Genomic DNA, 13432 nt, shown 5'->3' on the forward strand with positions numbered 1-13432 from the left:
CGCGAAGCGGCGGATACGTTCGAGCGGCGAGAGGCTGGCATTGACGCGTTCGACGGCCGCGCCCACCGCACGGTTGAACGCCGAATTTCCGGCCAATGTCGCGAGATCGTTTTCAACGCCGTTGCGCGCCGCCCAGTCCTTCGCGAACTCCGGGTCCGGGACGATCACCGCCACGAGGTGCGGGTGGCGGTCGCCATGTACCATGGCCTGGGCGACCTCCGGCTGCAGCACCAGGAAACCCTCGATCCGTGCGGGCGACACATTGTCGCCGCCGGACAGCACGATGATGTCCTTCTTGCGGTCGGTGATCTTGAGATAGCCGTCGGCATCGAACTCGCCGATATCGCCGGTATAGAGCCAGCCGTCACCGATGGCGCGCTCGGTCGCTTCCGGATCGCGCCAGTAGCCTTTCATGACGGCTTCGCCCTTGACCAGGATCTCGCCATCCTCGGCGATGCGCGCCTGCAGCCCATCGCAGATCGGCCCGACGGTATCGATCTTGATCCTTTTCGGGCGGTTGGCGCTGATGACGGGCGAAGCCTCGGTCTGCCCATAGCCCTGCAGCAGCGGAACGCCGAGCGCCAGGAAAAACACGCCGATCTCGTAGTTCAGCGCCGCGCCGCCGGAGACGAAGGCCTTGAGCCGGCCGCCGAAGCGCTTGCGCACCTTGCGACGCACCAGCAGCTCGCAGACGAGATTCTGGAGACGTTGCTTGAAGGTCAGGCTGCCGGGATGTTCGTAGTTCTTGCGGCCGAGCGTATAGGCGAGATCAAACATCTTGCGCTGGAACGGCGTGGCCTTGACAAGGCCGCGCTGGATGCGCTGGTGAATCACTTCATAGAGCCGCGGCACTGCCGTCATGATGGTCGGCCTGGCTTCCGCCATGTTCTCCGTCAGCTTGTCGATGCTCTCGGCGTAATAGATCTGCGCGCCGATGGAGATCGGCAGGAACTGGCCCGCAGTGTGTTCGTAGGAGTGCGACAGGGGCAGGAAGGACAGGAACACATCGTTGCCCATGCCCACTTCCTGCAGCAGCCTGTAGGCGCCCGTGATGTTGCACAGGATGGATCCGTGGGTCAGCATCACGCCCTTAGGCACGCCGCCGGTGCCGGACGTGTAGATGATGCAGCAGGTCTCATCGCGGGCCAGCGCACCAATGCGCTCCTCGATATCGGAGTCGAGCTTGGCGTCGCCCAGGCTCATCGCCTCGGCCCAGCTCAGGGAACGCAGCGGAAGCTGGTGCACCCGGTCCAGCTTCTCCATCGCGATGAGGAAGTTCAGCTCCGGCGCCAGGATGGCCGCCGGCAAGGCGCGCTTCGCGATCGAGGGACCGGAGATGATGACCCCGCGCGCTCCGCTGTGTGTCAGAACGTGCCTATTGTCATCGACGGTGTTGGTGGAGAAGGCCGGGACAGTGATGGCGCCGACCGACATGATCGCGAGATCGGAGATCAGCCACTCCGGACGGTTTTCCGCGATGAGCGCCACGCGATCGCCTGGCTTCACGCCGAGCGCGATCAGGCCGCGCGCCAGCGCCCGCACATCGGCCGCGACCCGCGCCCAGCGGATCGGCCGGAACGTCCCGTCCTCCTTGCGCCACAGAAACGGTTTTCCGCCGAACTCTTGCGCCTGGTCGAAGAACAACCGCGGCAGGCTCGGGATTGAATCGTAGTTCATGGATCTTCCTCGACCGGCAGAGCGCCGAATGCCTCGGCGTAGCGGACAGTTCCCTTGGCACGCAAGGCGCCAGGCTTCAGCTCCAGCGCCATGAACGCGTCACCCGGATAAGGCGATTGCAGGCTCCGCGCGGCGGCGGCCGAAAAGCCGAAGCGCTGATAGAATCTCGGATCACCGACCACGATGATGGCTGCCAGATCCAACGCTGTGCAGGCCCTGATCCCGGCTTTGGTGAGCGCGCTCCCGACGCCCTTGCCTTGATGCTCCGGCCGGACCGCGAGGGGCGCGAGCGCGGCGGCCTCTGTCACGCGGCCTTTCGCCCCTTTGATCGGAAGGCGGCTGAACAGGATGTGCCCCACCAGTTCGCCCCTCTCGGCAACTGCAACCAGCGAGATGAGGGCGTCGCCGTCGGCCCGCAGCCGGTCGACCAAGTCGGCTTCCGCGCGCTGGCCGAACGCGTGCGCGACGATGTCACGGATGTGCGGAATGTCGCCCGGCTGCTCGACGCGGATCACAATCGGCGCGCTCATGATGCGGCCACCGCGCGGATCTGATGAAGGAAGGGGCAGGAACACGTCATTTCAGTGCTGAATTTGTGACAGTTGCCTCACTTGGCGGGGCGGTGGGTGTTCCCATATAAATCAGGTCGAGCCAAATGCCAAAGCCCCGAACGAACTCAGGATATCATCAGGATCACTGCCATGACCCCCGACCACGGCGCCACCCCTCAAGCCCTCCCGACCTGGAATCTCGGCGATCTCTATGCCGGCCCGAACGCGCCGGAGGTGGAGCGCGACTTGAAGGACGCGGGGACCAAGGCCGCCGCCTTCCGCCAGCAATATGAGGGGAAGCTGGCCAGCCTCGGCGGCGTGGAGTTCCTGGCGGCGGTCCTGGACTATGAACGGATCCAGGAAACGCTCGGGCGGGTGATGAGCTATGCCCAGCTGCTCTATGCCGGCGACATGTCCAATCCCGAATACGGACGGTTCCAGCAGAACATCAACGAGCGTGCGACGCAGATCTCGCTCGAGACCCTGTTCTTCACGCTCGAGATCAACAAGGTCCCCGACTCCGAGATGGAGGCGAAGTTCCAGCACGAGCCCCTGCGCCGCTATAGGCCGTGGCTCGACGTCGTGCGTTCGTTCCGCCCGCATCAGCTGTCCGATGACCTGGAGAAGATGTTGCACGAGCGCGACGTGGCCGGCCGGCAGGCCTGGATGCGCCTGTTCGACGAAACCATGGCCGACCTGCGCTTCGAGGTGGACGGCAAGAAGCTGACCAGCAACGAGGCCTTGAACCTGCTCTACGAGCAGGATCCGGCCAAGCGCAAGGCGGCGGCCCATGCCATCGCGAAGGGCCTCGGCGAGAACAAGCGCATCTTCGCGCTCGTCACCAACACGCTCGCGAAGGAAAAAGAGATCGACGACAAATGGCGCAAGTTCGCGCGTCCGGTTTCTTCCCGCAACTTGGCCAACCAGGTCGAGGACGAGGTGGTGGATGCGCTGGTTGCCGCGGTGAAGGCCGGCTACCCGAAGCTCTCGCATCGTTACTACAGCCTGAAAGCCAAATGGCTCGGCATGCCGAAGCTCAATTACTGGGACCGCAACGCGCCGCTGCCTGACAAGGAGGACAAGCCGATCGCGTGGGGCGAGGCGCAATCTCTGGTGCTCAATGCCTACAATGCGTTCTCGCCCAAGCTGGCGGAGGTCGGCCGCACGTTCTTCGAGAAGGGCTGGATCGACGTGCCGCCGCGTCCCGGCAAGGCGCCCGGCGCTTTTGCGCATCCCACGGTGCCGAGCGCGCATCCCTATCTGCTATTGAACTATCACGGCCGCACGCGCGACTTGATGACCCTGGCGCACGAACTGGGCCATGGCGTGCATCAGGTGCTGGCCGCGCCGCAGGGCCAGCTCCTGTGCGACACGCCACCGACCCTGGCGGAGACCGCATCGGTGTTCGGCGAGATGCTGACCTTCCAGGCGCTGTTGAAGCGCGAGACCGATCCGGAGGAACGCAAGGTCCTGCTGGCCGGCAAGGTCGAGGACATGCTGAACACGGTGGTGCGCCAGATCGCCATGCATGAATTCGAGCGGCGGCTGCACGATGCGCGGCGCGAGGGCGAGCTGATGCCGGAGCAGATCTCGGAGATCTGGTTATCGACCCAGCGCGAAGCGCTGGGTGACGGCGTCGATCTGCCGGACGGCGTCGGATACGCGATCTACTGGGCCTATATCCCGCATTTCATCCACACGCCCTTCTACGTCTATGCGTACGCCTTCGGCGATTGCCTGGTGAACTCGCTCTATGCGGCCTATCAACAGGCCGAAGCGGGATTTGCGGAGAAATACCTCGACATGCTGAGGGCCGGCGGCACCAAGCGGCATAAGGAACTGCTGGCGCCTTTCGGTCTCAATGCCGCCGATCCGGCTTTCTGGTCCAAAGGGCTCGGCGTGATTTCCGGGTTCATCGACGAACTGGAAAAGATGGGGTGACGGCCCAGCCGCCTAAATGACAGACGAGCGCAACTCTCTCGGCGGACGCGTCATGCGTTATGCCCGCGTCGGCCGCGCGGTCGGCGGCTTAGCGGCGCGCGTGGCGGGGCAGCGTTACCTCGGCCTCAAGATCGATCGTGCCGAGCACGCGGCGGAGCTGAAGGCCGCGCTTGGCGGGCTGAAGGGGCCGCTGATGAAGGTGGCGCAGATCATGGCCACCATCCCCGATGCTCTGCCCAAGGAATACGTGGAGGAGCTGCAGCAACTTCAGGCCAACGCGCCGGCCATGGGTTGGCCGTTCGTCAAGCGCCGTATGGCGGCGGAGCTCGGCCACGACTGGTTGTCCAAGTTCAAGAAGTTCGAGCATGTGGCGGCCGCGGCGGCTTCGCTGGGCCAGGTGCACCGCGCGGTATCGCACGATGGCGAAGCGCTGGCCTGCAAGCTGCAATACCCGGATATGGCGTCAGCAGTGGAAGCCGACCTCTCTCAGCTCAGCATCATCTTCTCGATCTACGAGCGCTACGACCGCGCGATCCACACCAAGGAGATCCATGGCGAGATCGCGGACCGGCTGCGCGAGGAGCTGGATTACGAGCTGGAGGCGCGGCACATGGGCCTCTATCGGCGCATGCTGGCGGGCGAGAAGCACGTGCATCTGCCGGAACCGATGCCGACGCTCTCGACCAAACGCTTGTTGACCATGAGCTGGATCGAGGGCAAGCCGATCATGCAGGTGCTGTCGGGCAAGCCCTCGCTCGAGCTCAGGAACCGCATCGCCTACAACATGTTCCGCGCCTGGTACGTCCCGTTCTACGACTACGGCGTGATCCACGGCGACCCGCATCTCGGCAACTACACGACGCGGCCGAACGGCGATGTGAATCTGATGGATTTCGGCTGCATCCGGATCTTCGAGCCGAAATTCGTGCAGGGCGTGATCGATCTCTATTACGCTCTGCTCAACGACGACCGGGACCTGGCGGTCTCCGCCTATGAGAGTTGGGGCTTCAAGGGACTATCGCGCGAGGTGATCGATGTCCTCAATCGCTGGGCCCACTTCGTTTATGGCCCGCTGCTCGAGGACAAGGAGCGCAAGATCCAGGACGCCGAGACGGGTGTCTATGGCCGCGAAGTGGCGGAAGGCGTGCATGCGGAGCTGCGCCGCTTAGGCCCGGTGACGCCGCCCAAGGAATTCGTGTTCATGGACCGCGCGGCCATCGGCCTCGGCTCGGTCTTCATGCATCTCAAGGCCGAGATCAACTGGTACCGCCTGTTCCACGAGCTCATCACCGGCTTCGACATCAAGGCGCTCGACAAGCGGCAGAAGGCCGCGCTCAAGGAAGCCGGCGTCAAGAAACAGCGCTAAGGAAAACATCATGGCACTCACGTTCTATTTCGGATCCGGCTCGCCTTTTGCCTGGAAGGTTTGGCTGGTGCTGGAGCACAAGGCCATTCCGCATACGGCCACGCGCCTGTCGTTCGACAATGACGACACCAAGTCACCCGATTTCCTGAAGGTCAATCCGCGCGGCCGCGTGCCGGCCATCGTGGATGACGGTTTCGCGCTCTACGAGTCCAATGCGATCTGCGAGTATCTGGAAGAGAAGTATCCGCAGAATCCGCTGCTGCCGAAGGATGTGCAGGCTCGTGCGATCATCCGCCGCTTGATCGCCGAAGCGGACAACTATCTCTATGCCGCCGGCAGTGCCCTGATGGAACAGACGCTTTACGTGTCGCCCTCGGAGCGCAGCCCCGCGCGTATCGAAGAAGCCAAGGCCAAGGTAAGGGCCGAGCTTCCCTTCTGGGCAAATTCCCTGAAGGGTGATTTCTTCGCCGACCGGCTCAGCCTCGCCGATTTCGCAATCTATCCGTATATGCGGATACCGGTGCGGGTGGAGGAACGTGTGCCGGGTCAGGGCATCAAGCGGGAGGAGCTGCCGGCGAACATCGCCGCCTGGATGAAACGCATCGAGGCGTTGCCCTATTTCGAGCGCACGATCCCGCCGCATTGGAAGGCATGACGCGCTGCGTCAGCTTGGGTCGCGCGCTGCCCGCACCTGCTCGCGTAGCGCGGTGAGCTTGCGTTCGTCCTCGTCACTGACGAAGGTGTCGCCGATCGCGTAGTTGCCGACCAGGATGCGTTCCACGCGGTGATCGTTGCCATGGGCAGAATGAGCCGCACCCAAGAGCGGTTTCCGAAAATGACCATCGCAGGGCTGACGGTGAAGAGCGGCTCTCGCCGCTGCAGCAGCGCGCGATAGCCTGCCAGGTAAAACGCGGGACCCGGTCCCTTCAGGGTCCGCCCATGTCGTCCACTGTCCGGCCGGTCCAGTCGAGCCGGGCGGCTTCCGCTACTGCCGTGCCGAATAGGCGGAAGCGGAAGTCCGCGCCACCCTCGAGCACATCGAGGATGATGATGTTGCCCAGCACCGGCTTCAGCGCCAATGCGTCGATGGCTGAAACCGGCGGCATCGTTGCCTGGTCGCGCGCGTCGTCCCAATATTTGAGGAGAAAGCGCAGCCCATCGAGCGGCAAAGAGCCCGGGGGCGGCGACCAAACGACGATGGGTGCCGCCCGATCAAGCGCCGTAAAAAGGTCATCTGCAGTTGGGGAGAAACTCGATTTCGCCAGCTCCTCGGCCATCCGGCCTACCGTCTGCAGGTCGACTTCATCAGCCTCGGAGCCGAGCTGCGTATCAGGCATGGATCCACACGATGCGCGGTCGGTCTAAAGGCATTCTAGTCCCAGTTCGTCTCCGGCTAGTCGGTGCAAAAGGGTGGTAGCAGACAATCGCGTCGCCTGCGCTCATTTCACACATCAACTTGGCCTTTGGCACGCCTTGTTCACTCCGGCCAAACTGTGCAATATGCGCGCGCCTAGGGGCGGGTGAGTGGATTCGACGCGGCAAACGGTCGAAAATCGGCCAATCGCAGGGGAGAATCGCACATTCTGGCGAGACGGCGACGCTAGCCTTGAAGCCTGCCTTCAGGGGTAACACCGGATTTGTAAACCGGGGAGAGAGCATGAAAATCGGCGTGGCGAAGGAGCGGCGGCCTGACGAAAAGCGCTGCGCGGTTTCTCCCGATACGATCAAGAAATATGTGGGTATGGGCGTGGAGGTGCTGGTCGAGGCCGGTGCCGGCGAAGGCTGCTCGATCCCGGACAGCGTCCTGGAGGCGGCAGGGGCCAAGATCGTGCCGGATGCGCGCGCGGCCCTCTCCGAGGCCGATGTGGTGCTGAAGGTCCAGCGCCCGCTAACCGCCGCGGAAGGCGGGCCGGACGAACTCTCCTTCATGAAGCGCGGCGCCATGCTGGTCGCCAGCCTCAATCCCTATGTCGCCAAGGACCAGATCGGTGGCTATGCCCAGGCCGGCATCATCGCCTGCGCCATGGAGCTGATGCCGCGCATCAGCCGCGCGCAGAACATGGACGTGCTCAGCTCGCAATCGAACCTGGCGGGCTACAAGGCCGTGATCGACGCGGCGGCGGAATTCGGCCGCGCCTTCCCCATGATGATGACCGCGGCGGGCACGGTCGCACCGGCCCGCGTGTTCGTGATGGGCGTCGGCGTCGCGGGCCTGCAGGCGATCGCGACCGCACGGCGCTTGGGCGCCATCGTCTCGGCCACTGACGTGCGACCGGCGACCAAGGAGCAGGTGGAAAGTTTGGGTGCCACCTTCATCGCGGTCGAAGATGAGGAGTTCAAGCAGGCCGAAACGGCCGGCGGCTACGCCAAGGAAATGAGCGACACCTACAAGGCGAAGCAGGCCGCTTTGGTCGCCGAGCACATCAAGAAGCAGGATGTCATCATCACCACCGCTTTGATCCCCGGCCGCAAGGCGCCGGTGCTGGTCACCGAGGAGATGGTGAAAAGTATGAAACCGGGCTCGATCATCGTCGATCTGGCGGTGGAGCAGGGCGGCAACTGCCCGCTCTCGGAAGTCGGCAAGGTGGTGGAGAAGCAAGGCGTCAAGATTGTTGGCCATGCCAACGTGCCGAGCCGCCTCGCCGCCGATGCGAGCTCGCTTTATGCCCGGAACCTGCTGAACTTCCTGACGCTCCTGATCGACAAGGAGACCAAGGGGCTGAAGATCAACTGGGAGGATGAGATCGTGAAAGGCGTGGCGCTGACCCGCGACGGCCAGATCATCCATCCGAACTTCAAGGCGTAAGGAGAGCGCGCCATGGAAACCACCGTCGCGGAAACCGCAGGACAGATGGCCGAAGGCATTGCCCACGCGCCCTTCGTGTTCCTGTTCACCGTGTTCGTGCTCGCGTGCTTCGTCGGCTACTACGTGGTCTGGCGGGTGACGCCCGCCTTGCACTCGCCGCTGATGGCGGTCACCAACGGCATCTCCTCGGTCATCATCGTTGGTGCGCTGATCGCAGCGGGTCCGGCCGATTTCAGCTTCAGCCAGATCATGGGCTTCATCGGCGTGACGCTCGCCTCGGTCAACATCTTCGGCGGATTCCTGGTGACCTACCGCATGTTGTCCATGTTCAAGAAGAAGGGCCGCTGAGGCGGATCGAGGGAACAAAGACATGAACGAGACCCTGATCGCCTTCCTCTACCTGATCGCATCGGTCTGCTTCATCATGGCGTTGCGCGGACTGTCCTCGCCGGAGACCTCGCGCGGCGGCCTGCTCTACGGCGTGGTTGGCATGGTGATCGCGATCGTCACGACGGTCGCGCTTCCGATCGTGCAGAGTTACTGGTGGATTGTCGGCGGCATCATCGCCGGCGGCTTGGTCGGCACCGTGATCGCCCAGCGCATCCAGATGACGGCCCTGCCGCAGTTGGTCGCTGCCTTCCACTCGCTGGTCGGTCTCGCCGCGGTTGCCGTGGCTGCGGCGGCCTTCTACGCGCCGCACAAGTTCGGCATCGGCGAAGTGGGCAACATCCATGCCGGCAGTCTGGTGGAAATGGGGCTCGGTGTTGCAGTCGGCGCCGTTACCTTCACCGGCTCGGTCATCGCCTTCGCGAAGCTGCAGGCGCTGATGTCCGGTGCGCCGCTGGTGTTCACGGGCCAACACATCCTCAATGCGGCACTGGGCATCGCCATCGTTGTGCTCATCGTTGCGCTCATCGTCACACAGTCGCAGGCTGCCTTCTGGGCCCTGGTGGTGGTCTCGCTGCTGCTCGGCTTCCTGCTGATCCTGCCGATCGGCGGTGCGGACATGCCGGTCGTGGTCTCGATGCTGAACTCCTATTCCGGCTGGGCGGCCTGCGGCATCGGCTTCACGCTGTCGAACAGCTTGCTGATCATCACCGGCGCGCTGGTCGGCTCCTCGGGCGCCATCCTCAGCTACATCATGTGCAAGGGCATGAACCGCTCGATCTTCAATGTGATCCTGGGCGGCTTCGGCACGGACAGCGGTGCAGCCGCAGCAGGCGCCAAGAGCGGTGACAAGCCGATCAAGGCCGGCAGTGCGGAGGACGCGGCCTTCATCATGAAGAACGCCTCCAGCGTCATCATCGTGCCAGGCTACGGTATGGCGGTGGCGCAGGCGCAGCACGCCCTGCGCGAGATGGCCGACCTGCTGAAGGATGAGGGCGCCAAGATCTCCTACGCTATCCACCCGGTGGCGGGCCGCATGCCGGGCCACATGAACGTGCTGCTGGCCGAGGCCAGCGTGCCGTACGACGAGGTGTTCGAGCTGGAGGACATCAACCGCGACTTCGCGCAAGCCGACGTCGCCTTTGTGATCGGCGCCAACGACGTCACCAACCCTGCCGCCAAGACCGACCCCAAGAGCCCAATCTATGGCATGCCGATCCTGGATGTGGAGCAGGCGAAGACGGTGTTGTTCGTGAAGCGCTCGATGGCATCCGGCTATGCCGGCGTCGACAACGAGCTGTTCTTCCGCAACAACACCATGATGCTGTTCGGCGATGCCAAGAAGATGTGCGAGGACATCGTAAAGTCGCTGGGGTGATCAGACCTGCGTGAGGGGCAGGGCCGTCGTCTCCTTGATCTTCTCCATCACGAAGCTCGACGACACGTCGCTGAGCGCGATGCGGGCGATCAGCCGCTTGTAGAGCGCGTCATAGCCCGCAACGTCGGGCACCACCGCCTGCAGCAGATAGTCGATATCGCCGGTCGTGCGATAGACGCCGACGATCTCCGGGATGTCTCGCACGGCGGCGGAGAACTTCTCGAGCCAGCCCGCTTCGTGATGGGCCGTCCGCACCGCGATAAAAGCGGTGAGGCCGAGATTGAGCTTCGCCGCGTCCAGCAGCGCAACCCGGGCCTTGATGATGCCTTCTTCCTCCAGCCGTTTGACACGCCGCCAGCAGGCGTTGCGCGACAGATGCACCCGCTCCGACAGCTCGTCGACGGAGAGGCTGGCATCCTTCTGCAAGGCGCCGAGCAGAGCGCGATCTATGTCATCTATCACAGAATCTTCCAGTAAGCTGGGATATCATCCTGCAATGATAGCATATCAGGGGACATATTGGGACAAATTCTCGCGCGATCCGGTGTATGGTCTCACCTCTCTGCTGGAGATTGTCATGCAATTGCTGGATCGCGTTTTCCTGGCCCATCCGCACACTGTTGGTGAGACCTACCTGCAGCACTGCGCCTTTGCCTTGCGCATCGGCGCTCGGCTTCTGGCGGCCGGATCGGCGGCTCTGATCCACGCGGTCGTGCCGTGCCTGTGCCAGACCACGGCATCGCGCATCATCCTGGCGATGAACGCCGACATCGTGGCGCGCCGCGCGAAGTCGAACCAGGTGCAGACGCCGACGCCCTCGTTCGGCTTCGCTGAGTATATCTGATATCCAACACGTCTCGTCGCATGCCGGCTCAGTTCGCTGGAGCGGAGCGGATGTCTTCTTTTTGCCTGCCCGGAGCGCCGGCAAGGAATCGTAAACCATATTCCCGGTAGGATTGCGGCGCGCTATTGCTCGACTTGCGCTACTATGTGTGAGTTTCGGTCGAGTCTTGGGCTGGAAAGTCTCGGCGTCACCGTGCTAGACGCCTTTCCTGCGGGGGCCAAGTTCAACCAATGAATATACCGATGGCAGATAAGTTGTTGCTGATCAACGCCTCGATTGCGAATCGGGCGGTGTTCAAGATTACCTTCAAGGGCCGCCGCGACATTCAGGCCGCGAATGACGCCGGCGAGGCAATGCGCTTCGCCGATCGCATACCGCCCGACCTGATCGCCCTCGATATCGGCGATGACCAGGGCGCCGGCATCGTCCATGGCATGATCAGGCATTTCCGCAACGCGCCGAGCACGCGCAACACGCCGATCGTGCTGCTGGCCAGCACGGCCCAGGAGCCAATCGCGATCCGCGGCCTGGCCCTGGGCGCGGTCGATTTCATTTCCAAGCCGCTGAGCCCGCTGGTGCTGGCGGCGCGCGTGCAGCGCCATTTGGACCTCAAGCAGGAGCGCGACACACTCGCGCACCACTCTGGCATCGACGAGGTGAGCGGCGTCGCCAGCCTGTCGCACTTCGACGCTCACGCCGACCGCGAATGGCGCCGCGCGCTGCGCCATCACACCAAGGTTTCGGTGGCTGTGATCGACATCGACAATTTTCGCGCGTACAACGAGCAGCACGGCTATATCGCCGGCGACGAGGTGCTGCGCCAATTGGCCGGCGCTTTGGCTGACGAGATCCGCCGCCCGTCGGACTTGCTGGCGCGCTATCATGGTGACCAGTTCGTGGCCCTGCTGCCCGATACTGATGGGACGGGAGCCAGCCACGTCGCCGACCGGCTGCTCAGCCGCGTGCGCAACCTGCGTTTGCCCTACGCCGACAACAACGGCGGCCACGTCACGATCTCGATCGGCCTCGCGACCCTGGAGCCGAAATCGCGCGACGGACTGCCGGAATTCCTGAGCCTTGCCGCCGACGCGCTCTCTTCCGCGAAGCAGGGCGGGCGCAATCAGCTGAAGACGCTGCCCTGATGGGGCTAAGTGGTCGCATTTTCTACGCCGAACCGGCATCCACTTCGGCGGAAATTGCTCCGGACGTCACAGCAAATTCGGTCGCTAGGGCCGCCGGAATTGGCTAGGGTCCGCCCGTTTTCTTCCCGCGACTCGGAAATCCTGAATGCAAGAACTCGGTCCGCTTATCAAAGCCGCTATCCTTGGCATCGTCGAAGGTCTCACCGAATTCCTGCCGATTTCCAGCACCGGGCACCTGATCCTCGCCGGCGAGCTGCTCGCCTTCAATGACGAGAAGGGCAAGGCCTTTCTCATCATGATCCAGACCGGCGCGATGCTGGCGGTGATGTGGCAATACCGTGTCAAGTTCTGGGGCCTGACCGTTGGCCTCTTCACGCAGCGCGACGCCCAGATCTTCGTGGGCAAACTGTTCGTCGCGTTCCTGCCTGCTGCAATCATCGGTCTGTTGTTCGGCAGCCTGATCAAGGCGCATCTGTTCGGGTCGATCCCCGTGGCGATCGCGCTGATTGCCGGCGCTTTCGTCATCTTGGCGGTGGAGCGCTTCTACAAGAGCTGGCGCGTGGAAAGCATCGACGCCATGACCTGGCGCGATGCCTTCCTGATCGGCATTGCCCAGTGTTTCTCGCTCGTCCCCGGCGTTTCGCGCGCCGGCGCTACAATCATCGGCGGCATGCTGTGCGGCCTGTCGCGCAAGGCGGCGACCGAGTTCTCCTTCTTCCTTGCCGTGCCAACCCTGATCGCAGCCGGCGGCTACGACCTCATGCAGCACCGGAGCGAGTTCTCGGCCGACGATGTCGAGATCCTCTCGGTCGGATTGATCGTGTCCTTCATCTCGGCGCTGGTCTGCATCCGCTGGCTGCTGCGCTACGTCGCTAGCCACACCTTCAACATCTTCGCCTGGTACCGCATCGCGCTCGGCGCGATCATCCTGATCGTGCTGTGGTAGCCCAAAAACAAATCGGGGCCGGCGAGCCGACCCCGACGAACCTTCGCTCCAAACAGCGTGGGGACTAGTAGCCTTCGCGCTCCAGGCGCTTGCGCAACAACTTCCGGTGACGCCGCACAGCTTCCGCCTTCTCCCGCGCCTTCCGCTCCGAGGGCTTCTCGTAGTTCCGGCGCATCTTCATTTCGCGGAAAATACCCTCGCGCTGCATCTTCTTCTTCAGCGCGCGCAGGGCCTGGTCGACATTGTTGTCACGGACGAGGACTTGCACGGTTGACTCAGCTCCTATCTCTGTCACATCGGCCAGTCCATCCACCGGCCGGTTGAAACCGCAAAAAAACATCGGGCGACGTTCGGCCGCCCGTTGATTGGCGCGGTGTGTAGCACAGGCCGGCCA

General features: G+C 63.4%; 15 protein-coding genes. 9 read left to right on the top strand and 6 right to left on the bottom strand.

The window, feature by feature from the left end:
- Positions 1 to 1677 (bottom strand): AMP-dependent synthetase/ligase (locus DTX69_RS08765; protein WP_162917015.1); only part of this gene is annotated, 1677 nt, incomplete at its 3' end.
- Complete coding sequence (locus tag DTX69_RS08770) at positions 1674 to 2207, bottom strand: GNAT family N-acetyltransferase (protein WP_119301163.1); 534 nt, start codon at positions 2205 to 2207, stop codon at positions 1674 to 1676. The genes DTX69_RS08765 and DTX69_RS08770, both read right to left, overlap by 4 nt.
- A 171-nt stretch (positions 2208 to 2378) precedes the next feature.
- Here DTX69_RS08770 and DTX69_RS08775 point away from each other — a divergent pair, with 171 nt between their 5' ends.
- The 3 genes from DTX69_RS08775 to DTX69_RS08785 are packed head-to-tail and all read left to right on the top strand — an operon-like array spanning position 2379 to position 6190.
- Entirely contained in the window at positions 2379 to 4169 is a 1791-nt protein-coding gene (locus DTX69_RS08775; RefSeq protein WP_119301164.1) for a M3 family oligoendopeptidase, read from the top strand.
- Positions 4170 to 4221: 52 nt separating this feature from the next.
- A complete protein-coding gene (locus DTX69_RS08780) occupies positions 4222 to 5535 on the top strand; it encodes an ABC1 kinase family protein (protein WP_407643977.1) in 1314 nt (437 codons plus the stop codon).
- Between the two features lie 10 nt (positions 5536 to 5545).
- Complete coding sequence (locus DTX69_RS08785; protein WP_119301166.1) at positions 5546 to 6190, top strand: glutathione S-transferase family protein; 645 nt, start codon at positions 5546 to 5548, stop codon at positions 6188 to 6190.
- Between the two features lie 9 nt (positions 6191 to 6199).
- On the opposite strand, the gene DTX69_RS30065 is transcribed toward DTX69_RS08785, so the two are convergent.
- Together DTX69_RS30065 and DTX69_RS08790 are read right to left on the bottom strand one after the other, a co-directional pair.
- Positions 6200 to 6355 carry a hypothetical protein gene (locus tag DTX69_RS30065; RefSeq protein WP_162917016.1) on the bottom strand — a complete coding sequence of 52 codons (156 nt, stop codon included), beginning with the start codon at positions 6353 to 6355 and terminating at the stop codon, positions 6200 to 6202.
- Positions 6356 to 6461: 106 nt separating this feature from the next.
- Positions 6462 to 6812, bottom strand: a complete 351-nt coding sequence (locus DTX69_RS08790; RefSeq protein ID WP_162917017.1) for a PAS domain-containing protein — start codon at positions 6810 to 6812, stop codon at positions 6462 to 6464.
- Between the two features lie 380 nt (positions 6813 to 7192).
- Here DTX69_RS08790 and DTX69_RS08795 point away from each other — a divergent pair, with 380 nt between their 5' ends.
- From DTX69_RS08795 to DTX69_RS08805, 3 genes are read left to right on the top strand one after another with little or no spacing between them, the layout of a single operon-like run.
- Entirely contained in the window at positions 7193 to 8341 is a 1149-nt protein-coding gene (locus DTX69_RS08795; RefSeq protein ID WP_119301168.1) for a Re/Si-specific NAD(P)(+) transhydrogenase subunit alpha, read from the top strand.
- 12 nt (positions 8342 to 8353) lie between these two features.
- Entirely contained in the window at positions 8354 to 8689 is a 336-nt protein-coding gene (locus DTX69_RS08800; protein ID WP_119301169.1) for a proton-translocating transhydrogenase family protein, read from the top strand.
- A gap of 22 nt (positions 8690 to 8711) precedes the next feature.
- Positions 8712 to 10106, top strand: coding sequence for an NAD(P)(+) transhydrogenase (Re/Si-specific) subunit beta (locus DTX69_RS08805; RefSeq protein WP_119301170.1), 1395 nt, complete (start codon positions 8712 to 8714; stop codon positions 10104 to 10106).
- On the opposite strand, the gene DTX69_RS08810 is transcribed toward DTX69_RS08805, so the two are convergent.
- Positions 10107 to 10568: an Lrp/AsnC family transcriptional regulator gene (locus DTX69_RS08810; RefSeq protein ID WP_284735643.1), complete on the bottom strand. Its 462-nt coding sequence runs from the start codon at positions 10566 to 10568 to the stop codon at positions 10107 to 10109.
- 34 nt (positions 10569 to 10602) lie between these two features.
- Between DTX69_RS08810 and DTX69_RS08815 the strand changes: the two genes are divergently transcribed.
- The 3 genes from DTX69_RS08815 to DTX69_RS08825 all read left to right on the top strand — a co-directional run bounded on the left by DTX69_RS08815 (position 10603) and on the right by DTX69_RS08825 (position 13038).
- A complete protein-coding gene (locus tag DTX69_RS08815) occupies positions 10603 to 10950 on the top strand; it encodes a DUF6356 family protein (protein ID WP_284735644.1) in 348 nt (115 codons plus the stop codon).
- A 242-nt stretch (positions 10951 to 11192) separates the two neighbouring features.
- Positions 11193 to 12092 (top strand): GGDEF domain-containing protein, encoded by a 900-nt coding sequence (locus DTX69_RS08820; RefSeq protein WP_162917018.1) that lies wholly within the window; start codon positions 11193 to 11195, stop codon positions 12090 to 12092.
- Between the two features lie 145 nt (positions 12093 to 12237).
- Positions 12238 to 13038 (top strand): undecaprenyl-diphosphate phosphatase, encoded by an 801-nt coding sequence (locus tag DTX69_RS08825; RefSeq protein WP_119301173.1) that lies wholly within the window; start codon positions 12238 to 12240, stop codon positions 13036 to 13038.
- A 64-nt stretch (positions 13039 to 13102) separates the two neighbouring features.
- On the opposite strand, the gene rpsU is transcribed toward DTX69_RS08825, so the two are convergent.
- The gene (rpsU, locus tag DTX69_RS08830; RefSeq protein WP_119284384.1) at positions 13103 to 13306 is read right to left on the bottom strand and encodes a 30S ribosomal protein S21; all 204 of its coding nucleotides are present in this window, start codon (positions 13304 to 13306) and stop codon (positions 13103 to 13105) included.
- Positions 13307 to 13432: the final 126 nt, after the last annotated feature.

Source organism: Dongia deserti (assembly GCF_003574735.1).
Lineage (GTDB): Bacteria > Pseudomonadota > Alphaproteobacteria > Dongiales > Dongiaceae > Dongia_A > Dongia_A deserti.

Coding starts and splice junctions, on each gene's coding strand:
- DTX69_RS08770 (WP_119301163.1), bottom strand. CDS start 2,207: ATGAGCGCGCCGATTGTGATCCGCGTCGAGCAGCCGGGCGACATTCCG.
- DTX69_RS08775 (WP_119301164.1), top strand. CDS start 2,379: ATGACCCCCGACCACGGCGCCACCCCTCAAGCCCTCCCGACCTGGAAT.
- DTX69_RS08780 (WP_407643977.1), top strand. CDS start 4,222: ATGCGTTATGCCCGCGTCGGCCGCGCGGTCGGCGGCTTAGCGGCGCGC.
- DTX69_RS08785 (WP_119301166.1), top strand. CDS start 5,546: ATGGCACTCACGTTCTATTTCGGATCCGGCTCGCCTTTTGCCTGGAAG.
- DTX69_RS08790 (WP_162917017.1), bottom strand. CDS start 6,812: ATGGCCGAGGAGCTGGCGAAATCGAGTTTCTCCCCAACTGCAGATGAC.
- DTX69_RS08795 (WP_119301168.1), top strand. CDS start 7,193: ATGAAAATCGGCGTGGCGAAGGAGCGGCGGCCTGACGAAAAGCGCTGC.
- DTX69_RS08800 (WP_119301169.1), top strand. CDS start 8,354: ATGGAAACCACCGTCGCGGAAACCGCAGGACAGATGGCCGAAGGCATT.
- DTX69_RS08805 (WP_119301170.1), top strand. CDS start 8,712: ATGAACGAGACCCTGATCGCCTTCCTCTACCTGATCGCATCGGTCTGC.
- DTX69_RS08815 (WP_284735644.1), top strand. CDS start 10,603: ATGATAGCATATCAGGGGACATATTGGGACAAATTCTCGCGCGATCCG.
- DTX69_RS08820 (WP_162917018.1), top strand. CDS start 11,193: ATGGCAGATAAGTTGTTGCTGATCAACGCCTCGATTGCGAATCGGGCG.
- DTX69_RS08825 (WP_119301173.1), top strand. CDS start 12,238: ATGCAAGAACTCGGTCCGCTTATCAAAGCCGCTATCCTTGGCATCGTC.